This window comes from Sphingomonas sp. KR3-1, assembly GCF_040049295.1.
Lineage (GTDB): Bacteria > Pseudomonadota > Alphaproteobacteria > Sphingomonadales > Sphingomonadaceae > Sphingomonas.
Genome location: NZ_JBDZDQ010000003.1, coordinates 75858 through 96889, shown reverse-complemented (window position 1 = coordinate 96889; position 21032 = coordinate 75858). Strand labels below are relative to the sequence as shown.

The window sequence follows — 21032 nt, the reverse complement described above, 5'->3', positions numbered from 1 at the left end:
GCGGCGCCGAAGCTTCTAGCATCGCGCGACGTCAATTCAACTGCGCCAGGCAAGCTCAGGCCAGCTTGCAGATATCCACCCAGCGCTGCGAAACCAGCGCCGCGAGGCGCTCGGGCGCGATCTCCACCGATGCGGTGCGCGATCCCGCCGCAGGGAATACCGTGGCGAAATCGCGGATCGAGACGTCGCAATAGACCGGGATCGGCGTCGCGAGCCCGAAGGGGCAGACCCCGCCCACCGGATGGCCGGTCAGCGCCTCGGCCTCCTCGGCGCCGAGCATCGAGGAGCGCCCGCCGAACTCGGCCTTGGTCTTGGCATTGTCGAGCCGCGCATCGCCGCGCGCGACGACGAGGATCACCTCGCCGCCCACCCGGAGCGCCAGCGTCTTGGCGATGCGCCCGGGCTCGACCCCGAGCGTCGCTGCCGCCTCCGCCACCGTGGCGGTGCTTGCCGATTGTTCGATCAGACGGAGATCGGGAGCATGTTCGGCAAGCCACGCGCGCACGGTTTCGACGGTCAATCCTCGATCCTCTTCCGGAAGGTCTCGGGCAGCAGCAACAGGCCGAGCACGAAGGTGCAGGCAGCGGCCACCACCGGGTACCAGAGCCCGTAATAGATATCCCCCGTCGCCGCGACCATTGCGAAGGCCGTCGCCGGCAGGAAGCCGCCGAACCAGCCATTGCCCAGGTGATAGGGCAAGCTCATCGAGGTGTAGCGGATGCGGCTGGGGAAGAGCTCGACCAGCATGCCCGCGATCGGGCCGTAGACCATCGTCACCAGCACGACGAGCGCGAACAGGATCGCGATGACCAGCGGCTTGTTGATCCGGGCGTCGTCGGCCTTGGCGGGATAGCCGGCGCGCGTCACCGCTGCCTTGATCGCCTCCGTCTGCGCAGCGATCGTGGCCTTGCGGACCGAGGGACCCGTCTTGGCCGGATCGGTGATCATCACCACTTCGTCGCCGACCTTCACGCCCACCCAACCGCTCGACCCGGCCCAGGTCGTCCCGGTGTCGTGCGCATCGCGATAGGGAATGGCGGCCTTGGCCAGGTAGGACTTCGCGACATCGCAGGCGCTGCCGTCGAACTTGTTCTTGCCGATCGGATCGAACTGGAACGAGCAATGCGTGCCGTAATTGACCACCAGCACCGGCGCCCGCTTCTGCGCTTCCGCCAGCGCCGGATTGGCCGCTTCCGTCAGCGCATGGAACAGCGGAAAGTATGTCAGCGAGGCCAGCAGGCATCCCGCCAGGATGATCGGCTTGCGGCCGACCCTGTCGCTCAGCCAGCCGAAGAACACGAAGAACGGCGTGCCCAGAGCCAGCGCGATGGCGATCAGCACGTTCGCGGTCATCCCGTCGACCTTGAGCGTCTTCTCGAGGAGGAACAGCGCGTAGAACTGCCCGGTGTACCAGACCACCGCCTGGCCGACGACCGCGCCGAACAGCGCGATCAGCACGATGCGCAGATTGCCCCAGCGCAGGAACGCCTCGGTCAGCGGCGCCTTGGAGGTGTTGCCGGTCGCCTTCATCCGGGCATAGACCGGGCTCTCGTTGAGCTGCAGCCGCACCCAGAGCGACACGCCGAGCAGCAACACCGAGGCGAGGAACGGGATCCGCCAGCCCCAGGCGCTGAACGCCGCCTCGCCCACCGCCGATCGCGTGCCGATCACCACCAGCAGCGAGGCGAACAGGCCCAGTGTCGCGGTGGTCTGGATCCAGCTCGTGTAGAGCCCGCGCTTGTGGTTGGGCGCATGCTCGGCGACATAGGTCGCGGCGCCGCCATATTGGCCGCCCAGCGCCAGGCCCTGGAGCACGCGTAGCGTCACCAGCAGGATCGGCGCGAACACGCCGGCGGTGGCGAAATTGGGGAGCAGGCCGACCGCGAAGGTCGATCCGCCCATGATGCCCATCGTCACCAGGAAGGTGTTCTTGCGCCCGACCAGGTCGCCGATCCGCCCGAAGACGAGCGCGCCGAACGGCCGGACGGCAAAGCCCGCGGCAAAGGCGGCGAGCGCGAAGATGAAGGCAGTGGTGTCGTTCACCCCGGCAAAGAACTGCGCCGAGATCGTCGTGGCGAGCAACCCGTAGAGGTAGAAATCATACCATTCGAACACGGTGCCCAGCGACGATGCCGCGATCACCATCTTCTCTTTGCCGGTGGCTACATGATGTTCGCCCAAAGGCGCCGACGGGGTGTCGGTCCCTGCATCCTGGTTCAAGCTGTCATCCCCTCTTATTGTTAGCGCTAACCAACCACATTTCCCCTGTGGTGGATATCCCCGTCGCTGCGCATGCTCTTCGGCATGCCTCGCCCGCAGGTTCGGCCATTGCGGCATGCGATTGCAAGCACAATGCGGGCAAAGCCCAGCTTGGGCAGGCAAAAGCTCTACTTCACACGCGTGCTGCGGTGCGATAGACCGCGCGCATGTTCGATCGCTTCTTCCTCTCCCATCCGCGCGCCGTCGGCGAAAGCTATGGCGAGCATGCCGCCACCGCCGCGCGATTCGGCTTCACGATGATCATCGGCGGCGCGGCCTGCGTCGTGCATTCGATCTTCCCGGCGCTGTTCGCCCGCACCGCAAGCGACGCAGTCAAGCGGCTCTATGGGCAGATGCTCGCCCGACAGCCGGGCATGGCCGCGCGCAAGCCCGCCTATGAACAGCCCGAGTGGCAGATCGAATACGAAATCTGAGCGAATGATCGAGCACGTCGCCATTATCGGCGCGGGCTTTTCGGGCACGCTGCAGGCGATCAACCTGCTCCGCCACGAAGGCCCCCGCGCCACGCTGATCGAGCGCGCGCCGGTCGCCGGCCTCGGCCTCGCCTATGGCGCTGCGCATCCGAGCCATGTGCTCAACGTCCGTGCCGCCAACATGAGCGCCTTTCCCGACGATCCTGCACATTTCGTCCGCTGGCTCGAGGCCCGCGGCGTCGAGAACGCGCCCAGTGCCTTCATTCCGCGCGTCACCTATGGCGAATATCTGCGCGAACTGCTCGATGCCGCGCTGCTCGAGCATCCCGACCGGCTCAAGCTGGTGCGCGACGAAGTCGAGGATCTCGAATTCGCCGACGGCGTGACGGTGCGCCTCAAGAACCGTACGATCGCCGCCGACGCCGCAGTGCTCGCCGTCGGCAATTTGCCGCCGCACGATCCGCCCGGCCTCGACCCCGAAAGGCTCTCGGCGGAACGCTACAAGGGCGATCCCTGGGCCGCGAGCGTGCCCGAGGGTCTGGGCGACAGCGACACCGTGCTGGTGATCGGCACCGGGCTGACGATGATCGACGTCGTGCTGCTGCTCGATGCGCGCGGCTTCAAGGGCAAGATCATTGCCCTCTCCCGCCGCGGCCTGCTTCCGCGCAGCCACGCGCCGGGCAGCGACTGGAAGAAGATCGCCGAGCGCCCCGCCACGGTCGCCTCGCAGCTCGTCCATGACCTGCGCGCGCGCGGCGAAGCGATCGGCTGGCGCAACGCCGTAGACGAGCTGCGCCCCTTCACCCAGGCGATGTGGGGCAATGCCAGCGAGGCCGAGCGCGGCCGCTTCCTGCGCCATCTCCGCCCCTGGTGGGACGTCCATCGTCACCGCCTCGCTCCCGAAGTCCATGCCCGCCTGATGGCGGTGATCGAGCGCGGTCAGCTCGAAGTCATCGCCGGCAAGACGCTCGGCTTCGAAGAGACGGCGGAAGGCATCGCAGTCCAGCTCCGCCGCCGCGGCGCCGACGCGACCGAGACGCTGTGCGTCCAGCGCATCGTCAACTGCACCGGCCCGCTGGGCGACCTCAACCGCACCGACGAGCCGCTGCTCCAGAAGCTAGCCGCACGCGGCGTGATCCGCCCCGACGCGGCGCATCTCGGCATCGATGTCGACAACCAGGGCCAGACGATCAACGCGAGCGGCAAGCCCAACGGCAATCTCTACGCGCTAGGCCCGATGACTCGCGGCGCCTTCTGGGAGATCGTCGCGGTGCCCGACATCCGCACCCAGACCTGGAGCGTCGCCCGGCGCCTCTCCAACGCGCACTGGGTCGGCGGCGAAGGGCTGTAGCCGCGCGGATACAGCCCCGCCTCCGCTAATTCAGCGCGATCAGGAACTTGATCGTCTCGCCGGCCGGCACCTGCACGGTGTAGATGATGTCGGCATTGCCCGAAGCGCTGACGTTTACGTTATTGGGCATCGAATACCAGCTGCCGCCATTATCGAGCGAGAGCTTGACGTAGGTGATGTTCGGTCCGGGCGCCGAAACGTAGAAATAGCCCCGGGTCGAATTAATTACGCCATCCAGGTTACCGTTGATCGTCGGCCCGATCTGGAACTGCCAGTCAAGAGTATTCTCGACGACTTGAAAACCGGCTTCGGCAGTATCTGCAACCATTGCAACCTCCCGCTCCTCGACGCGCGGCATCGCGCCGCTCATCTTTAGCAGACTTGACGGTAACTCCGGCGGGAATCTGATCGCAATCGGAGGTAACGGCTCCGGACGGCCTTGCGGGCAGGCCTCGAGTACGGACCCTAGCGCTCGGGCCGCACCCGTGCCGCGCCGATCCACAGCACCAGCGCGTTTCCGAAGCCGGTCACCATGTCGCGCAGCGGTGCCGGCAACGCGCAGGCGGCGAGCGAGAGGACCGTCATCCCCGCCGCGATGCCGAGGAAGCGCGCCATGTCGCTCGCCTTCCACAGCCCGATGAAATGCAGCCCGATGATCAGGCCGAGTATCTGGAGCGCGTACCCCGTCAGACCAAGGCGCGGCATCAGCAGGTTGGCAGCGGCTATCGCCGCGACCTCGAGCGCGACGGCGAGATAATAGGTCCGTTTCCGGAACAGCCCACCTCCTGTGCCACCGCCGCTCCGCCAGAGCAGCGCGATCAGGACAGCGGTCACCAGCACCGCGCCGGCAATCCCCGCCGATCGCCAGTCCTGCGACAGCGCCTGCGCGCCGAACACGCCCCAGACGCCGCCGAAAAACAGACCGATGGTGCCCGGAATCGGGCGATATCGCTTCGCTTGCATGCACGCGCCCTGCCCGCTCGTCGGATCGCCTGCAAGCATCCGGGCAACTAGTATCAATTGACACTAACTGCACTTGGGACTAGCCCGCGCGTTACATCCTTGGAGCGTGCACCCATGACCGATCCTGCAAACCCGCTCGGCCTCAACGGCTTCGAGTTCGTCGAATTCACCTCGCCCGATCCCGAGGCGATGGGGAAGCAGTTCGAGATGCTCGGCTTCGTGCCGACGCACCGGCACCCGACCAAGAACGTCACCCGCTACAAGCAGGGCCGCATCAACCTGATGCTCAACCGCGACGAGGCCGGCCGCGTGGCCGCCTTCCGCGGCGAGCACGGCCCCTCGGCCAGCGCAATGGCCTTCCGCGTCGCCGATCCGGCCAAGGCGATGGAATGGGCGCTGGAGCACGGCGCCAAGCGCACCGACGAGGACGACACCGTCATCCTCGGCATCGGCGGCTCCTACCTCTATTTCATTCAGGACGAGATCGACCTGTACGAAAGCTGGGCCGAGTTCCCGGGCTGGCAGGAAGCCGAAGCGAAGAACCATGTCGGCCTCGACCTGCTCGACCACCTCACCCACAATGTCCGCCGCGGCCAGATGCGGGTATGGTCGGAGTTCTACAAGACGCTCTTCGGCTTCGAGGAGCAGAAGTATTTCGACATCAAGGGCCAGGCGACCGGCCTGTTCAGCCAGGCGATGATCGCGCCCGACAAGGCGATCCGCATCCCCTTGAACGAGAGCCAGGACGACAAGAGCCAGATCGAGGAATTCATCCGCGAGTATAAGGGCGAAGGCATCCAGCACCTCGCACTGACCACCCCGGACATCTTCGACACGGTCGAGCGGCTCCGTGCGAGGGGCGTGAAGCTGCAGGACACGATCGAGACCTATTACGAGCTGGTCGACAAGCGCGTCCCCGGCCACGGCGAGGACCTGGAGCGCCTGCGCAAGAACCGCATCCTGATCGACGGCAATGTCGGCGACGAGGGCATCCTGCTGCAGATCTTCACCGAGAACATGTTCGGCCCGATCTTCTTCGAGATCATCCAGCGCAAGGGCAATGAAGGCTTCGGCAACGGCAATTTCCAGGCGCTGTTCGAGAGCATCGAGCTCGACCAGATCCGCCGCGGCGTGATCAAGGTCGACGCCTGATCAAGGATCAAGCCGTGCTTGATCCGCGATGCGGCGCGAAGGCGCCGCCGTCGACCGGACGGCACGGCAAGCGGGCCCAGAGGGCCCGGCTTTGCCGGGACCGACGGGCTCGCGAGTTGTAGAGTTTGGAGAGGGGAGCCGGGACCAACCTGGCCCACACACCGCAGGAGGATGAGGGGGCTCGCGTGACGCCCCCTCATCCGTTCCCCCGCACGGTCGGATGGATTAGGAGAGGCCGATGACCGACTATTTCCCCGGTTTCGGCAACCATGTGTCGACCGAAGCGGTGGCCGGCACGCTACCGGTCGGGCGCAACTCGCCCCAGAAGCCCGCCTTCGGACTCTATGCCGAGCAGCTTTCCGGCACCGCCTTCACTGCGCCGCGCCATGAGAACCGCCGTTCCTGGCTCTATCGCCTGCGCCCGAGTGCCGAGCATCCGCCCTTCACCCGCTACCAGGGCGCGCAGAACTTCGCCCCGGGCACGGTCGACGGTCCCCTCCCCCCCAATCGCCTGCGCTGGAATCCCGTGGAGGCCGCCGCCCCCGGCACCGACCTGATCGACGGCATGACCACCATGCTCGCCAACCGCGATCCCGCGGACCTGGAGGGCGTCGCAGTGCATGTCTATGCCGCCAACCAGGACATGGAGACGCGGGTCTTCTTCGACGCGGACGGCGAGCTGCTGTTCGTCCCGCAGGCCGGCCGGCTGACGCTGCTCACCGAGCTGGGCAGGATCGACATCGAGCCCGGCGAGGTCGCGCTCGTGCCCCGCGGCGTCCGCTTCCGCGCGCTGCTGCCCGATGGCGAGGCACGCGGCTATGTCGCCGAGAACCACGGCGCGCTGTTCCGCCTGCCCGATCTCGGCCCGATCGGCGCCAACGGCCTTGCCAACCCGCGCGACTTCGAGACGCCGGTGGCGTGGTACGAGGATCGCGACGTGTCCTTCGAGGTCATCCAGAAGCATCTGGGCAGCCTGTGGACCACGACGCTCGATCACAGCCCACTCGACGTCGTCGCTTGGCACGGCAATCTCGCCCCCTGGCGCTACGATCTCGCCCGGTTCAACACGATGAACACGGTCAGCTTCGACCATCCCGACCCCTCGATCTTCACCGTGCTGACCTCGCCGAGCGACGTGCCCGGCCGCGCCAATGCGGACTTCGTGATCTTCCCGCCGCGCTGGATGGTCGCCGAAGACACGTTCCGCCCGCCCTGGTTCCACCGCAACATCATGTCCGAGGCGATGGGCCTGATCACCGGCGCCTATGACGCCAAGGCCGAAGGCTTCGCCCCCGGCGGCCTGTCGCTGCACAACCTCATGGCCGGCCATGGCCCCGACGTGACCAGCTGGCAGGGCGCGAGCAACGCCGAACTCAAGCCGCACAAGATCGCGGGCACGATGGCGTTCATGGTCGAGACCTGCTGGCCCTACAAGCCGACGCAGTACGCGCTCGACCGCGCCCAGCCCGATTACGACGCTGCGTGGGCAGGGTTTCCGAAGGCGCAGCTTCCTTGATCCTCCCCGGCACGGGGAGGGGGACCATGCGCCGCATGGTGGAGGGGGCTCTCCGCGAGCGATTCCCCAACAGGCACACCCTCTCCCCCACGCCGCTTCGCGTCGCGGTCCCCCTCCCCGTTCCGGGGAGGAGTTAGATGGAACGCCTCACCGAAACCCCAGCCAACGTCACCCTCGGCCCGCTCGAGCTCATCCCCGACGGCAAGGCGCGCAACTTCGTCCTCGAGATGCGCGCAGGCCGCTTCCACGGCTTCGTCGTCCGCCAGGGCGAACAGGTGCACGGCTATCTCGATCTCTGCGCGCACATGGCACTGCCGCTCTCGAACAAGCTCGACGATTATCTCACCCCCGATGGCAGCCACATCCAGTGCAGCTGGCACGGCGCGCTCTACCGGATCGAGGACGGCGTCTGCGTCGGCGGCCCGTGCACCGGCGCGCGGCTGCGCACCTGGCCGGTGGCGCTGGTCGACGGCAAGATCGTCACTGCCTGATCGCGCTTGCACCCGCCGGTGAAATGCGGGATTAGAAGCGATAATAAGTCAGCACTACTGACCATCTTTGGAGAGAGGCCATGACTCCCGATTTCGATTTCGGCCTTGGCGAAACCGCCGACATGATCCGCGAGACGACGCAGCGCTTCGCCAGGGAGCGGATCGAGCCGCTCGCTGCGAAGATCGATGCGGACGACTGGTTCCCGCGTGAGGAGCTGTGGCCGGCGATGGGCGAGCTCGGCCTGCACGGCATTACTGTCGAAGAGGAATATGGCGGCCTCGGTCTCGGCTATCTCGAGCATGTCATCGCGCAGGAGGAAGTTGCCCGCGCCTCGGCCTCGATCGGCCTCAGCTACGGCGCCCATTCCAACCTCTGCGTCAACCAGATCCGCCGCTGGGCGAACCCCGAGCAGAAGGCCAAGTACCTCCCCAAGCTGATCTCGGGCGAGCATGTCGGGTCGCTCGCCATGTCCGAAGCCGGCGCCGGCTCGGACGTCGTCTCGATGAAGCTGCGCGCCGAGAAGACCGACCGCGGCTATGTCCTCAACGGCACCAAATTCTGGATCACCAACGCGGCCTATGCCGACACGCTCGTCGTCTACGCCAAGACCGGCGACGGCTCGCGCGGCATCACCACCTTCCTGATCGAGAAGGACATGCCCGGCTTCTCGATCGGCCAGAAGATCGACAAGATGGGCATGCGCGGCTCGCCCACCGCCGAGCTGGTGTTCAACGATTGCGAAGTGCCCGAGGAGCAGGTGATGGGCCCGCTCAACGGCGGCGTCGGCGTGCTGATGTCGGGCCTCGACTATGAGCGCACCGTGCTCTCGGGCATCCAGCTCGGCATCATGCAGGCCTGTCTCGACGTCGTCCTGCCGTACATCCGCGAGCGCAAGCAATTCGGCCAGCCGATCGGCCATTTCCAGCTGATTCAGGCCAAGGTGGCGGACATGTACGTCGCGCTCAACAGCGCCCGCGCCTATGTCTATGCCGTCGCGAAAAGCTGTGACGCCGGCAAGACCACCCGCTTCGACGCAGCCGGGGCGATCCTGCTCGCCTCCGAGAACGCCGTGAAGGTATCGCTCGAGGCGATCCAGGCGCTGGGCGGCGCCGGCTATACCAAGGACTGGCCGGTCGAGCGCTTCGCCCGCGACGCCAAGCTGCTCGACATCGGCGCCGGCACCAACGAGATCCGCCGCATGCTGATCGGGCGCGAGCTGATCGGCGCGGCATGAAGGCGCTCCGCATCCTGGGCGTGATCGGCGCGATCCTGCTGATGGCAGGCGAAGGCTATCGCTCCTGGGGTGCCGGCCGCCCGGCGGCGTTCTGGATGGACGACATGCTGGCGGGTGCGATGATGATCGCCGCCGCGATCCTGGTCCGCCGCCAGAGCTTCGCGACGCGCAGCTTCTTCTCGGCAAGCTGGGGCGTCGCGGTCGGCATGCTTTATGGCAGCTTCTTCGGGAAGCTCTATTATCCCGCGACCAGCAGCCCCGGCAATTTCTCGATTGGCCTGCTCACCTGGCTGATCGGCATCGCCTTCGTCCTCGCGATCGGCGGACTGATCGCCAGCATCCTGCTGCCGGGCCCACGCCACTAGCAATGGACGCGAACCGCCCTCCGCTCGGCATGCTGCTTTGCGAATGGCGCGGGGCGCGGCGGATGAGCCAGCTCGACCTCGCGCTGGAGGCCGATCTCTCCGCGCGGCATCTCGGCTTCATCGAGACGGGGAAGGCCCAGCCCAGCCGCGAGACGGTCGCGCGCCTCGCCGATGCGCTGCGCGTACCCCTGCGCGAGCGCAACGCGCTGCTCCTCGCCGCCGGCTATGCCCCGCACCATCCGGAGAGTCCGCTTGCCACCCCGGCGCTCGAGCATATGCGCCAGGCGATCGACCTGATCCTGGCGCATCAGGAGCCCTATCCCGCCTTCGTGCTCAATCGCCATTTCGACGTGCTCGGCGCGAACCAGGCCGCGATGCGGGTCAACGCGCTGGTCATGGGCGACAGGCCCAGCGTCCATGCGAACCTGCTCCACCAGATCTTCGATCCCGCCGACTTTCGCCGCGTGATCCTCAACTGGCCCGAGGTTGCCGCGCGTTTCATCCGCCAGCTCCACGAGGAGCTGCTCGCCACCCCGTTCGACGCCCGCGCCCGCGCGCTGCTCGACGACGTGCTCGCCTATCCGGAAGTGCCACAGGGCTGGCGCACCCGCGACATCGCCGCGACGCCCTCCCCGATCGTCACGCTCGCCTTTGCAAGCCCGCTGGGGCCGCTGCGCTTCTTCGAGACGATCACCACCTTCGCCGCCCCGCGCGACGTCACGCTCGACGAGCTCCGCATCGACTGCGCCTTCCCCGCCGACGCGCACACCGCCGAAGTGTGCAGGCGGTTGGCGAGCTAATTCCCAAGCTCCTTCTCCCCTTGTGGGAAAAGGAAGGGGCCCGCGAGGCGAAGCCGAGAAGGATGAGGGGGACGTGAGTCTCACTCCCCCTAACCCGTCCGCGCCTTGCGCTTCCTCCCACAAGGCGAGCGGGAATTTCAGTTCACTTGAAAAGAGAAAGCGGGATCGACTCGCCCATCCTGGTCTCGCCGGCGCCGTTCGGGTGAAGATGGTCGCCGCCCTGCAGCGCCGTCGTCAGCGCCTTGGGGTTGGCGGGATCGGCCACGGCTTTCTCCATGTCGACGAACCCGTCGAACGTGCCCGAGGTGCGCATCCAGCCGTTGATCTCGACGCGCAGCGCCTCGCCGTCCGGGGTGTGATAGCCGGCGCCCTGATAGGGCAGGATCGTCGCCGCGATTATCTTGATCCCGCGGCTGTGCGCGCGCTGGACGAGCTGGCGATAGGCCGCCTTCATCTCGTCCGCGGTCACCACCGGATTGTCCTTCTTGCCCGAATTGCCGATGTCGTTGACACCCTCGAGGATCACGACATGCGTCACCCCCGGCAGCGCCAGCACGTCGCGGTCGAAGCGGGCGACCGCGCTCGGGCCGGCGCCGGTCTGCAGCATGCGGTTGCCCGAGATCGCCTGGGTCACCACCACGTGCGGCATGCCCGCCGCCGCGATCCGCCGGCCGAGCACGTCGCCCCAGCGGCACACCGGCACCGCGTCGTTCGCGCAGTTGGTATTGTCGGTGATCGAATCGCCATAGGCGACGATCACCGGCCGCTGCTTCGCGCCCAGCACATCGACTTCTGCGAGCAGCGGGCGCGGGTTCGACTGGCTGGCCGGCGTGAAATCGCTGTCGGTGAAATCCCCTGCCGGCGAGATCGCCGTCTTCGCGCCGCCCGCGCCGTGCACCGTGTCGATATCGACCTTTTCGGGCAGGTAGATCGACACTTCGACCAGGTCGAACGCCTTGACCGGCAGTGCAACGGGATCGCTCACCAGCGGCGCCAGCGCGCGCAGCCTGGTTGCGCCCTGCCCGTCGAACGTCACGCGCACCGGCTTGCCGCCGGGCAGGCGCACCGTCGCGCCGCCGATCTTCATCAGCGGGCCATAGTCGTTCGCCAGCCGGATGCGGATCTTGCTGCCCGCGGCCCCCACGCGCACCTGCATCCGCAGCGTCGCATTCTCCACCGAGACGCGCTGGGCAGGCTGGGTCGCCTGCCACATGCTCGCAGTCCAGGCCGGGGTCCAGCCGTCGGGGCCTGGCCGGGCCTCGGCAATGGTGGCGGCAAATAGCAGCGGTACGAAAACCGCTCCCAGCAACTTCCGGCGCATGGCTCTCTCCTGCCTGTTTGCCGCCACTATTATCAGATCAGTCTTACTTTACCAGCGCCTCCGTGATGGCGCGGGCACGCTGGGAAATCCCTCCCCGAGCTCGACTCGGAGAGGAATTACATCTCACCAGATCTTCACGCGCTTGTCGGGCGCCAGGTACAGCTTCTCGCCCGGCTGGACGTTGAACGCCGGATACCAGGCGTCGAGGTTGCGCACCGTCATAGCGCGCCAGCGGCCCGGCGCATGCCCGTCGGTCGCCACTTCGGCACGCAGGGCCTCCTCGCGCTGCTTCTCGCGCCAGCTCTGGGCAAAGGCGAGGAAGAAGCGCTGGTCGCCGGTCAGCCCGTTGATCACCGGCGCTTCCTTGCCGTTGAGCGACGCGTGATAGGCCTCGTACGCGGCGGTGAGACCGGCGACGTCGGCGATGTTCTCGGCCAGCACCTGACTGCCGTTGAGCTTCAACCCCGGCAGCACCTCATAAGCGCTATACTGCGCCGCCAGCGCCGCGCTCGCCTCCTGGAAGTGCTTGAGGTCGGCCGGCGTCCACCAGTTGCGCAGCTTGCCGGCGCTGTCGAAGCTCGAACCGGTATTGTCGAAGCTGTGGCTGATCTCATGGCCGATCGTCGCGCCGATCGAGCCATAGTTCGCCGCGGCATCGGACTTCGGATCGTAGAAGGGCGCCTGCAGGATCGCCGCCGGGAAGTTGAGCGCGTTCTGCAGCGGCAAATTGACCGCGTTCACCGTCTGCGGCGTCATCCACCATTCGCCCTTGTCCGGCGCCTTGCCGAGCTTGGCGAGCTGGTGCCGGGTCTCGGCAAGGTCGGCGCGCAGCAGATTGCCCACCGGATCATCGGCCTTCACCACCAGGCCCGAATAGTCGCGCCAGGTCTCGGGATAGCCCACGCCCACGCGCATCGTCTCGATCTTCTTGCGCGCCTCGGCCTTGGTCGCCTCGTCCATCCAGCTGAGCCCGGCAACGCGCTTGTCGAACGCCGCCTTGATGTTGCTCACCATGTTCTGGATGTCGGTCTTGGACGAGGCCGGGAAATAGTCCTTCACGTAGAGCTGGCCGACCGCGTCGCCCAGATTGCCGTTCACGCTGGCGATCGCGCGCTTGTCGCGCGGGCGCATCACCTGCTGGCCGCGCAGCTGCTTGGAGAAGAAGTCGAAGCTCGCCTGGTCGAACTTCGTCGGCAGCACCGCGGTCACCTGGTTGATCTGGTGGAAGGCCAGCCAGTCCTGCCAGGCTGCGATCGGCTCGCTGGCGACCAGTTTGGCGAGCTTCACCGTGGTCTCGGGATGCCAGATGATGAAGTCCTGCTGGCTGCCCAGGCCAGCGGCATTCCAGAACGCGTCCCAGTCGATCCCCGGCGCCTTGGCCGCGAAGTCCGCCTTCTTCCACCAGTTGTTCGCCTTGGCGGGGTCCTGGCTGGCGACGAGATCGGTATGCGCGGTCGCGATCTTGGTCTCGAGGTCGAACACCCGCGCCGCGCGCGCCGCCGGATCGCTCATCCCGGCGAGCGTGAAGATCTTGAGCAGATATGCCTTGTAGCCCTCGCGCGCCTTCTTCATCGCGTCGGTCTGCGACAGATAATAGTCGCGGTCCTCGAGGCCCAGACCGCCCTGCAGCACATAGGGCACCGTCACGTCGGGCTTCTCGAGCGCCTGCGTCACCCACAGGCCGAACAGGTTCTCGGTGTGGAAATTGGTCGCGTTCAGCGGATCGACATCGACGCGGACATTGCCGCCGAGCATCGTCGACAGGCCCTTGCCGTCCTTGATCGCCGCGATCGCATCGAGCTGCGGCTTGAGCGGCGCCAGCCCGCGCGCCTCGATCCCCGCGGTGTCGGTGAAGCCGTTATACCAGTCGGCGATGCGCCGCTGGTCGGTGCCCACCGCGGCATTGGCCTTCAGCGCGGCATCGATGATCGCCTTGTTGTTCGCCTCGGCCTTGTTGAACACGGTCAGGAACATGCCGGTCGAGCTGCGGTCCGCCGGAATCTCGGTCTTCGCACGCCAGCCGCCATTGGCATATTCGTCGAAATCGTCGCCCGGCTTCACCTGCTTGTTGAGCCCGGCCATGTCGACGCCCAGTCCGGTGCCCGCCGAAGCGGTGGTGCCCGTGCCGGGCCCCGAGGGCGTGCAGGCGGTGGTCGCGAGCAATGCCGCGACGAGGAGTGCGTGGGTCTTCAAGGCGACTCTCCTGTATTACTGTATGGCTGGGGTGCTACTCCTGCTTATCCCTTTGCGCCAGCACCTTCCCATGCCAGTCTCGCCGGTGTAGGGAGAGGAAAACTAGGACAGGAAGGATGCCCTATCTATGAGCGCCCCGGTGCTCGATTCGAGGGTTGCGGCGGACGCGGAGGATTTCCGCGCGCGCGCCGCACATAACCGCACCCTGGCGGAGAAGCTCCGCGCCGATGTCGCCGAGGCGGCACTGGGCGGCAGCGCTGCTTCCCGCGAGCGCCATGTCGCGCGCGGCAAGCTCCTCCCGCGCGAGCGCGTCGAGCGGTTGCTCGATCCCGGCGCACCGTTCCTCGAGATCGGCCAGCTCGCCGCCTGTGACATGTACGAAGGGGAAGTGCCCGGCGCCGGCGTGATCGCCGGCATCGGCCGCGTCTCGGGCCGCATGGTGATGATCGTCTGCAACGACGCGACGGTGAAGGGCGGCACCTATTATCCGATGACGGTGAAGAAGCATCTCCGCGCCCAGGAGATCGCCGAGCAGAACCGCCTGCCCTGCATCTACCTGGTCGATAGCGGCGGCGCCAACCTGCCCCACCAGGCAGATGTCTTCCCGGACGCCATGCATTTCGGCCGGATCTTCTTCAACCAGGCCAACATGTCCGCCAAGGGCATCCCGCAGATCGCCTGCGTGATGGGCAGCTGCACTGCCGGCGGCGCTTACGTCCCGGCGATGAGCGACGAGACAGTGATCGTCCGCGAGCAGGGCACGATCTTCCTCGCCGGCCCGCCGCTGGTGCAGGCCGCTACCGGCGAAGTCATCACCGCCGAGGATCTCGGCGGCGGCGATCTCCATGCCCGCAAGTCCGGCGTGGTCGACCATCTCGCCGAGAATGACGAGCATGCGCTGACCATCGTCCGCGACATCGTCAGCCACCTTCCCGCCGATCGAACGCCCGACCTCACGCTGCGCGATCCGCGCGCGCCCAAATATGCTGCCGAGGAGCTGTACGGCATCATCCCCGAGGACGTCCGCGCGCCCTATGACGTGCACGAGGTCATCGCGCGGCTCGTCGACGGCAGCGAGTTCCACGAGTTCAAGGCGCTGTACGGCACCAGCCTGGTCTGCGGCTTCGCGCATATCTGGGGCATGCCGGTCGGCATCATCGCCAACAACGGCGTGCTGTTCTCGGAGAGCGCGCAGAAGGGCGCGCATTTCATCGAGCTTGCCTGCCAGCGCCGCGTGCCTTTGCTCTTCCTCCAGAACATCTCCGGCTTCATGGTCGGCGGCAAATATGAGGCGGAAGGCATTGCGAAACATGGCGCAAAGCTGGTCACCGCCGTCGCCACCGCGACCGTGCCCAAGCTCACCGTGCTGATCGGCGGCAGCTTCGGCGCCGGCAATTACGGCATGTGCGGTCGCGCCTACAGTCCCCGCTTCCTGTTCACCTGGCCCAACAGCCGGATCAGCGTGATGGGCGGCGAGCAGGCGGCGAGCGTGCTGGCAACGGTCCACCGCGACGCCGACAAGTGGAGCGCGGAGGAAACCGAAGCCTTCAAGGCCCCGATCCGCCAGCGCTACGAGGACGAAGGCAATCCCTGGCACGCCACCGCGCGGCTATGGGACGACGGCATCATCGACCCGGCCCAGACCCGCGACGTCCTCGGCCTGGCGCTCGCCGCAACGCTCAACGCCCCGATCCCCGAGCGCCCCGCCTTCGGCGTGTTCCGGATGTGATGGAGGGCGAGACTGCCCCTTCTTCATTCCTCCCCGAGCTTGTCTCGGGGAGGGGGACCGCCCGGCGCAGCCGGGTGGTGGAGGGGCAAGCGCGACAGCGCTTCAGCCACAACCCCACGCAAAACCCCGTCGAGATCGCGCAACACCTCAGCCGCAGGCACGCGCAACGTCGCGATCCCGCATTCGGCCAGCCACCCATCGCGCCGCGCATCCCGCGCGGGCCGCGTCCCGAAATCGTGCGCTTCGCCATCCACCTCGACCGCCAGCCGCGCATCGCTGCAATAGAAATCGAGGCTGAATTCGCCCGTCGCATGCTCGTGCCGAAACTTGAGGCCAGCCGGCCGTTTGCGAAGCTCCCGCCACAGCGGTCCCTCGGGCAAACTCATCTCGCGCCGCCGCGCTCGCGCCCGTTGCACGGCCCGTTTGCTTCCCTTCGGCGAATGATCCTTGAACATCGCGCCCGCCCCTCCACCATGCTTCGCATGGTCCCCCTCCCCGAGACTAGCTCGGGGAGGAATTGAAAGGTCCGCTATGAAGTTTGTTGTCGCCGCTGCGCTGTTCCTCGCTCCCCTCCCCGCGCTCGCGCAATCGGGTCCGACCACCCCCACCCCCAAGCTCCCCCCGGCCAACCCGCTTCCCTATGAGGACGCCGAGGCCGCCGCCGTGCTCGCGCCGATCAACGCGATGTTCGCCGGCCTCACCGCGCGCGACGGCGCCGCGATCCTCGCCCAGGTGCGGCCCGAAGGCGGCGCCACCGTCGCGATCGAGCAGGCCGATGGCGCGCGCACGCTCCGCCATCTCAGCTGGGACGAGTTCACTGCCGGCATCAAGCCCGGCCCGGAGCGCATGGAAGAGCGCCTGACCATGCCGGCGATCGAAGTCGACGGCGACATCGCGATGGTCTGGTCGCCCTATGTCTTCCTGATCGACGGCAAGGTGCAGCATTGCGGCGTCGATCATTTCGACCTGGTCCGCGAAAAGGGCGCCTGGAAGGTGCTGAGCGTCACCTGGACGCAGCGCAAGACCGGCTGCCCTGCCCAATGAACCGCGACACGCTCTTCCTGCTCGACACCGACTGGGCCGATCCGGCGCTGGGCGGCGAGCGGCATTTCTACTGCAAGGACTCGATGATCGTGGAGGGCCTGCTCGCCACCTTCCCCGAGCGCGCGAAGCACATCGACGTCGTCCGCGTCGCCTGGCCTCGTCCCCGCGCCGCGGTGGTCGAAGCGCTCGGCGAGGAGAACCAGAACCTGCCCGCGCTCGTGTGGGACGGTGGTTTCGCCAATGAGATAGAGGCGTTGCTCGCCGCATTGGCCGAGCGTCACGGTTTTCCGGAACGCCACCCTTAAGCGCTGGAAATGTAGGATTTTTCATGCTCGAGTCGAACATTGCGGCGATGGCCGGGGTCAGGAAGCCACACGAAGCGCGCGTCAACGGAGTCAACGAAATGCGCAACCAGTCGGTTGAATCTCGATGATCCAGTCCCTCCTCATCGCCAATCGCGGCGAGATCGCCTGCCGCATCATCCGCACTGCCCGCGCCATGGGCGTCCGCACCGTCGCGGTCTATTCCGATGCCGACGCCCGGGCCCTCCATGTCCGCCAGGCCGACGAGGCGGTGCATATCGGCCCCTCGCCCGCCCGTGAGAGCTATCTCGTCGGCGAGAAGATCATCGCCGCCGCCAAGGCGACCGGTGCCGAGGCGATCCACCCCGGCTATGGCTTCCTCTCGGAGAATGCCGATTTCGCCGAGGCGGTGATCGCCGCCGGGTTGGTCTGGGTCGGCCCGAGGCCCGACAGCATCCGCGCCATGGGCCTCAAGGACGCCGCCAAGGAGCGGATGATCGCCGCCGGCGTGCCCGTCACCCCCGGCTATCTTGGCGAGGACCAGGATCCCGCCCACCTCGAGGCCGAGGCCGATCAGATCGGCTACCCCGTGCTGATCAAGGCCGTTGCCGGCGGCGGCGGCAAGGGCATGCGCCGCGTCGATGCCGCGGACGACTTTGCCGATGCCCTTGCCAGCTGCAAGCGCGAGGCCGCGTCCTCGTTCGGCGACGACCGCGTGCTCATCGAGAAGTACATCCTCTCGCCGCGCCACATCGAGGTGCAGGTGTTCGGCGACAGCCACGGCAACGTCGTCCACCTGTTCGAGCGCGACTGCTCGCTCCAGCGCCGCCACCAGAAGGTGATCGAGGAAGCCCCTGCCCCCGGCATGGACGCCAAAACCCGCGAGGCGATCTGCGCCGCTGCGGTCCGCGCCGCCAGGGCAGTCGACTATGTCGGCGCCGGCACGATCGAGTTCATCGCCGATGCCAGCGAAGGCCTGCGCGCTGACCGCATCTGGTTCATGGAGATGAACACCCGCCTCCAGGTCGAGCATCCGGTGACCGAGGAGATCACCGGCCAGGACCTGGTCGAATGGCAGCTGCGGGTGGCGAGCGGCGAGCCGCTGCCGAAGCGGCAGGGCGAACTCGCGATCGACGGATGGGCGATGGAAGCGCGGCTCTACGCCGAGGATCCGGCCAAGGGGTTCCTGCCGAGCATTGGCACGCTCGAGATATTCCGTCCGCATAGCGATGTCCGGCTCGAAACCGGGGTCTATGAAGGCGCCGAGATCAGCCCCTTCTACGATCCGATGATCGCCAAGATCGTCGTGCACGAGGAAACCCGCGACGAGGCGTGCGAAGCGCTGGCCCGCGCCTGTGCGTCCACCGACATCTATCCGGTCAAGACCAACGCGCCGTTCCTGTGGCGGGCGCTCGACGATCCAGATTTCCGCGCCGGACAGATCGACACCGGCTTCATTGCCGCCCGGGGTGAGGCGTTGCTTCCTCCTGCGGAGCCGACCGAAGACATGGTCAGGCAAGCCGCTGCGGCGATCCTCGTCCAGGAATATTATGGCGAGCCGACGATGCTGTCCTTCTGGGACGAGGATCTGCTGTCCAGCCCTCAACCCAATCCCTGGCGCGGCGCGCTTGGCTTCCGCCTGAATGCTCCCGCAAACCGCAAGGTCGCAGTGAATGTCGAGGGCAAGCTCCATGTTACCGAGCTTCCCGTCGACTGGCAGTCTGCTTCGGTGGTCGGCGAGCCGTTATCCGACGGCGTGGCGGTGAACGACGACGGGCTTTCCTTCCTTGCCTCGCTGCCCCGCGCCTCCGGCTCCACCGGCGCTGCTGCCGGCGACGGCGCGATCCTCGCCCCGATGCCGGGCCGGGTCACTGCCGTTGAGGTCATATCAGGCGAGACAGTGACCAAGGGCCAGCGCCTCGTCACGCTCGAGGCGATGAAGATGGAACACAGCCTCACCGCGCCGTTCGACGGCACCGTCGCCGAACTCAACGTTGCGGCCGGCAGCCAGGTAAGCGAAGGCACGCTGCTGGTGAAGGTCGAGAAGAGCGACTAGCTGTTCCCGGCGAAGGCTGGGGAACAGGTGCGGCGGGATCTGGAGGAAAAATGGCAGGCAGGTTCTACGACGAATGGCAGGTCGGCGACACGGTCGTCCACGAGCTGCGCCGCACGGTAACCGAGACGGACAACCTCCTGTTCTCGACGATGACGCACAACACCCAGCCGCTCCACCTCGACGCCGAGGCTGCGCGCGCGAGCGAGTTCGGCCAGATCCTCGTCAACGGCACCTTCACCTTCGCGCTTATGGTTGGCATCACCGTGGGCGACACCACCGCCGGCACGCTCGTCGCCAATCTCGGCTATGACGAACTGCGCATGCCCAAGCCGGTCTTCATCGGCGACACGCTGCGCGCGGAAAGCGAAGTGACCGAGCTGCGCCCGTCCAAGTCGCGCCCCGGCCAGGGCATCGTCACCTGGAAGCACCGCATGCTGAACCAGCGGGGCGAAGTCGTCTGCGAGTGCACCCGCACCGCCCTGCTCAAGAGCCGGACCGCCGCATGAAGGACCATGCCGACATCGTCGTGATCGGCGGCGGTGCGGCCGGGGTTGGCGCCGCGCGCACGCTGGCGGATGCCGGCAAGAGCGTGCTGCTGCTCGAGGCGCAGGACCGGCTCGGCGGCCGCGCCCATACCGTCCACATTGCCGGCATGCCGATCGACATGGGTGCCGGCTGGCTCCATTCGGCGCCCAAGAACCCCTGGGTGGAGATCGCCGAGGCGCGTGGCTTCGCCGTCTATCGCAGCCCGGCGCGCTGGGGCGAGCAATGGCGCGACCTCGGCTTCTCCAAGGCCGAGCAGCAGGCCGCCTGGTCGGCGTTCGGCGCCTTCATGCAGGCGATGCACACGCCCCCGCCGAGCGATCTCGCCACCGACCTGATCCCGGCGGACAGCGAATGGGCGCCCTATCTCGACGCGCTCTCCGGCTTCATCAACGGCGCGCCGATGCGCGAGATGTCGGTGACCGACTGGCTGGCTTATGAAGAGGCCTCGCTGGACGTGAACTGGCGGGTCTGCGACGGCTATGGCGCACTGGTCGCCTCGCATGCGACCGGGGTGCCGGTGGCGCTCGCCACCCCGGTCTCGGCGATCGACACCTCGGCCAAGCAGCTCCGCATCGAGACGCCGCGCGGCGCGATCACTGCCGATGCCGCGATCGTCACGGTCTCGAGCAACGTCCTCGCCAGCGGTGCGATCCGCCTGCCAAGGCATGACGCGATCCTCCACGCCGCCGCAGAACTCCCGCTGGGCCTGGCCGACAAGCTGTTCTTCACGCTCGAAACGCAAGGCGACATTCCCGACAACGCCCATATCCTCGGCCACCCGCGCAGCGCGATCACCGGCACCTACACGCTCAGGCCCTTCGGCCGCCCGGTGGTCGAGTGCATGCTCGGCGGCGAGGGCGCACGGGCGATGGAGAAGGAAGGGCTGAACGGCGCCGCCGAATTCGCGCTCGGCGAGCTCACCGGCCTGCTCGGCAGCGAGTGGCGCAAGCGGCTGCGCTTCGTCGCCGGATCGGCCTGGGGCCGCGAGACGCATGTGCTCGGCGGCTACAGCCAGGCCCGCCCCGGCCAGCACGGCGCGCGCGCGGTTCTGCGCGAAGGCGTCGACCCGCGCATCCGCTTTGCTGGGGAAGCCACCTCGGACGGCGAATTCTCGACGGCGCACGGGGCGTACAACACCGGCGTCGCAGCGGCGAAGGCGCTGCTCGGCTAAGCTCCTTCTCCCCTTGGGAGAAGGAAGGGGCCGGCCCGCAAAGCGGGTGCGAAAGATGAGGGTGGGCGCGCCTCGAATGACAACGCTTGCGGAGAGGTCGCCCT

General features: G+C 67.2%; 21 protein-coding genes. 14 read left to right on the top strand and 7 right to left on the bottom strand.

Going from position 1 to position 21032, the window contains the following annotated elements; genetic code table 11:
* Positions 1-55: 55 nt before the first annotated feature.
* Positions 56-520 carry a YbaK/EbsC family protein gene (locus ABLE38_RS16375; protein ID WP_348975314.1) on the bottom strand — a complete coding sequence of 155 codons (465 nt, stop codon included), beginning with the start codon at positions 518-520 and terminating at the stop codon, positions 56-58.
* A complete protein-coding gene (locus ABLE38_RS16370) occupies positions 517-2145 on the bottom strand; it encodes an MFS transporter (protein WP_348975313.1) in 1629 nt (542 codons plus the stop codon). Before ABLE38_RS16370 ends, ABLE38_RS16375 begins: the two co-directional genes overlap by 4 nt.
* A 281-nt stretch (positions 2146-2426) precedes the next feature.
* Here ABLE38_RS16370 and ABLE38_RS16365 point away from each other — a divergent pair, with 281 nt between their 5' ends.
* Together ABLE38_RS16365 and ABLE38_RS16360 are read left to right on the top strand one after the other, a co-directional pair.
* Positions 2427-2693, top strand: coding sequence for a DUF6356 family protein (locus tag ABLE38_RS16365; RefSeq protein ID WP_348975312.1), 267 nt, complete (start codon positions 2427-2429; stop codon positions 2691-2693).
* A gap of 4 nt (positions 2694-2697) precedes the next feature.
* Positions 2698-4044: an FAD/NAD(P)-binding protein gene (locus ABLE38_RS16360; protein ID WP_348975311.1), complete on the top strand. Its 1347-nt coding sequence runs from the start codon at positions 2698-2700 to the stop codon at positions 4042-4044.
* Between the two features lie 25 nt (positions 4045-4069).
* Here the strand turns inward: ABLE38_RS16360 and ABLE38_RS16355 are convergent, their stop codons facing one another.
* Both ABLE38_RS16355 and ABLE38_RS16350 read right to left on the bottom strand, forming a co-directional pair.
* The gene (locus ABLE38_RS16355; RefSeq protein WP_348975310.1) at positions 4070-4414 is read right to left on the bottom strand and encodes a hypothetical protein; all 345 of its coding nucleotides are present in this window, start codon (positions 4412-4414) and stop codon (positions 4070-4072) included.
* Positions 4415-4509: 95 nt separating this feature from the next.
* Positions 4510-5007 (bottom strand): hypothetical protein, encoded by a 498-nt coding sequence (locus ABLE38_RS16350; protein WP_348975309.1) that lies wholly within the window; start codon positions 5005-5007, stop codon positions 4510-4512.
* A gap of 114 nt (positions 5008-5121) precedes the next feature.
* Here ABLE38_RS16350 and hppD point away from each other — a divergent pair, with 114 nt between their 5' ends.
* The 6 genes from hppD (at position 5122) to ABLE38_RS16320 (ending at position 10566) form a co-directional block, all read left to right on the top strand.
* Positions 5122-6159: a 4-hydroxyphenylpyruvate dioxygenase gene (gene hppD, locus ABLE38_RS16345; protein ID WP_348975308.1), complete on the top strand. Its 1038-nt coding sequence runs from the start codon at positions 5122-5124 to the stop codon at positions 6157-6159.
* Positions 6160-6397: 238 nt separating this feature from the next.
* Positions 6398-7675: a homogentisate 1,2-dioxygenase gene (gene hmgA, locus ABLE38_RS16340; RefSeq protein WP_348975307.1), complete on the top strand. Its 1278-nt coding sequence runs from the start codon at positions 6398-6400 to the stop codon at positions 7673-7675.
* A 137-nt stretch (positions 7676-7812) separates the two neighbouring features.
* A complete protein-coding gene (locus ABLE38_RS16335; protein WP_348975306.1) occupies positions 7813-8166 on the top strand; it encodes a Rieske (2Fe-2S) protein in 354 nt (117 codons plus the stop codon).
* Positions 8167-8246: 80 nt separating this feature from the next.
* On the top strand, positions 8247-9401 hold the full coding sequence (locus tag ABLE38_RS16330; RefSeq protein ID WP_348975305.1) for an isovaleryl-CoA dehydrogenase: 1155 nt from the start codon (positions 8247-8249) through the stop codon (positions 9399-9401).
* Complete coding sequence (locus ABLE38_RS16325; RefSeq protein ID WP_348975304.1) at positions 9398-9766, top strand: hypothetical protein; 369 nt, start codon at positions 9398-9400, stop codon at positions 9764-9766. Before ABLE38_RS16330 ends, ABLE38_RS16325 begins: the two co-directional genes overlap by 4 nt.
* A gap of 2 nt (positions 9767-9768) precedes the next feature.
* Positions 9769-10566 (top strand): helix-turn-helix transcriptional regulator, encoded by a 798-nt coding sequence (locus ABLE38_RS16320; RefSeq protein WP_348975303.1) that lies wholly within the window; start codon positions 9769-9771, stop codon positions 10564-10566.
* Between the two features lie 142 nt (positions 10567-10708).
* Here ABLE38_RS16320 and ABLE38_RS16315 read toward each other — a convergent pair whose 3' ends face one another.
* A complete protein-coding gene (locus ABLE38_RS16315) occupies positions 10709-11887 on the bottom strand; it encodes an SGNH/GDSL hydrolase family protein (protein ID WP_348975302.1) in 1179 nt (392 codons plus the stop codon).
* 123 nt (positions 11888-12010) lie between these two features.
* Positions 12011-14080, bottom strand: a complete 2070-nt coding sequence (locus ABLE38_RS16310; RefSeq protein WP_348975301.1) for a M13 family metallopeptidase — start codon at positions 14078-14080, stop codon at positions 12011-12013.
* Positions 14081-14207: 127 nt separating this feature from the next.
* Here ABLE38_RS16310 and ABLE38_RS16305 point away from each other — a divergent pair, with 127 nt between their 5' ends.
* Positions 14208-15809 (top strand): carboxyl transferase domain-containing protein, encoded by a 1602-nt coding sequence (locus tag ABLE38_RS16305; RefSeq protein ID WP_348975300.1) that lies wholly within the window; start codon positions 14208-14210, stop codon positions 15807-15809.
* Positions 15810-15832: 23 nt separating this feature from the next.
* Here the strand turns inward: ABLE38_RS16305 and ABLE38_RS16300 are convergent, their stop codons facing one another.
* Entirely contained in the window at positions 15833-16264 is a 432-nt protein-coding gene (locus tag ABLE38_RS16300) for an endonuclease domain-containing protein (RefSeq protein WP_348975299.1), read from the bottom strand.
* Between the two features lie 76 nt (positions 16265-16340).
* On the opposite strand from ABLE38_RS16300, the gene ABLE38_RS16295 reads away from it, so the two are divergent.
* From ABLE38_RS16295 to ABLE38_RS16275, 5 genes are all read left to right on the top strand, one after another.
* Complete coding sequence (locus ABLE38_RS16295) at positions 16341-16853, top strand: nuclear transport factor 2 family protein (RefSeq protein WP_348975298.1); 513 nt, start codon at positions 16341-16343, stop codon at positions 16851-16853.
* Complete coding sequence (locus ABLE38_RS16290; protein ID WP_348975297.1) at positions 16850-17158, top strand: DUF3088 family protein; 309 nt, start codon at positions 16850-16852, stop codon at positions 17156-17158. The genes ABLE38_RS16295 and ABLE38_RS16290 overlap by 4 nt, the downstream gene beginning before the upstream one ends.
* A gap of 124 nt (positions 17159-17282) precedes the next feature.
* Positions 17283-19211: an acetyl/propionyl/methylcrotonyl-CoA carboxylase subunit alpha gene (locus tag ABLE38_RS16285; RefSeq protein WP_348975296.1), complete on the top strand. Its 1929-nt coding sequence runs from the start codon at positions 17283-17285 to the stop codon at positions 19209-19211.
* Positions 19212-19261: 50 nt separating this feature from the next.
* Positions 19262-19717 carry a MaoC family dehydratase gene (locus ABLE38_RS16280; RefSeq protein WP_348975295.1) on the top strand — a complete coding sequence of 152 codons (456 nt, stop codon included), beginning with the start codon at positions 19262-19264 and terminating at the stop codon, positions 19715-19717.
* Complete coding sequence (locus ABLE38_RS16275) at positions 19714-20928, top strand: NAD(P)/FAD-dependent oxidoreductase (protein WP_348975294.1); 1215 nt, start codon at positions 19714-19716, stop codon at positions 20926-20928. Before ABLE38_RS16280 ends, ABLE38_RS16275 begins: the two co-directional genes overlap by 4 nt.
* Positions 20929-21032 lie beyond the last annotated feature (104 nt).

Excerpts from the sequence above, each read along its gene's own strand:
- ABLE38_RS16370 (WP_348975313.1), bottom strand. The coding sequence starts at position 2,145 with ATGGTGATCGCGGCATCGTCGCTGGGCACCGTGTTCGAATGGTATGAT.
- ABLE38_RS16365 (WP_348975312.1), top strand. The coding sequence starts at position 2,427 with ATGTTCGATCGCTTCTTCCTCTCCCATCCGCGCGCCGTCGGCGAAAGC.
- ABLE38_RS16360 (WP_348975311.1), top strand. The coding sequence starts at position 2,698 with ATGATCGAGCACGTCGCCATTATCGGCGCGGGCTTTTCGGGCACGCTG.
- ABLE38_RS16355 (WP_348975310.1), bottom strand. The coding sequence starts at position 4,414 with ATGAGCGGCGCGATGCCGCGCGTCGAGGAGCGGGAGGTTGCAATGGTT.
- ABLE38_RS16350 (WP_348975309.1), bottom strand. The coding sequence starts at position 5,007 with ATGCAAGCGAAGCGATATCGCCCGATTCCGGGCACCATCGGTCTGTTT.
- hppD (WP_348975308.1), top strand. The coding sequence starts at position 5,122 with ATGACCGATCCTGCAAACCCGCTCGGCCTCAACGGCTTCGAGTTCGTC.
- hmgA (WP_348975307.1), top strand. The coding sequence starts at position 6,398 with ATGACCGACTATTTCCCCGGTTTCGGCAACCATGTGTCGACCGAAGCG.
- ABLE38_RS16335 (WP_348975306.1), top strand. The coding sequence starts at position 7,813 with ATGGAACGCCTCACCGAAACCCCAGCCAACGTCACCCTCGGCCCGCTC.
- ABLE38_RS16330 (WP_348975305.1), top strand. The coding sequence starts at position 8,247 with ATGACTCCCGATTTCGATTTCGGCCTTGGCGAAACCGCCGACATGATC.
- ABLE38_RS16325 (WP_348975304.1), top strand. The coding sequence starts at position 9,398 with ATGAAGGCGCTCCGCATCCTGGGCGTGATCGGCGCGATCCTGCTGATG.
- ABLE38_RS16320 (WP_348975303.1), top strand. The coding sequence starts at position 9,769 with ATGGACGCGAACCGCCCTCCGCTCGGCATGCTGCTTTGCGAATGGCGC.
- ABLE38_RS16315 (WP_348975302.1), bottom strand. The coding sequence starts at position 11,887 with ATGCGCCGGAAGTTGCTGGGAGCGGTTTTCGTACCGCTGCTATTTGCC.
- ABLE38_RS16305 (WP_348975300.1), top strand. The coding sequence starts at position 14,208 with ATGAGCGCCCCGGTGCTCGATTCGAGGGTTGCGGCGGACGCGGAGGAT.
- ABLE38_RS16300 (WP_348975299.1), bottom strand. The coding sequence starts at position 16,264 with ATGTTCAAGGATCATTCGCCGAAGGGAAGCAAACGGGCCGTGCAACGG.
- ABLE38_RS16295 (WP_348975298.1), top strand. The coding sequence starts at position 16,341 with ATGAAGTTTGTTGTCGCCGCTGCGCTGTTCCTCGCTCCCCTCCCCGCG.
- ABLE38_RS16290 (WP_348975297.1), top strand. The coding sequence starts at position 16,850 with ATGAACCGCGACACGCTCTTCCTGCTCGACACCGACTGGGCCGATCCG.
- ABLE38_RS16285 (WP_348975296.1), top strand. The coding sequence starts at position 17,283 with ATGATCCAGTCCCTCCTCATCGCCAATCGCGGCGAGATCGCCTGCCGC.
- ABLE38_RS16280 (WP_348975295.1), top strand. The coding sequence starts at position 19,262 with ATGGCAGGCAGGTTCTACGACGAATGGCAGGTCGGCGACACGGTCGTC.
- ABLE38_RS16275 (WP_348975294.1), top strand. The coding sequence starts at position 19,714 with ATGAAGGACCATGCCGACATCGTCGTGATCGGCGGCGGTGCGGCCGGG.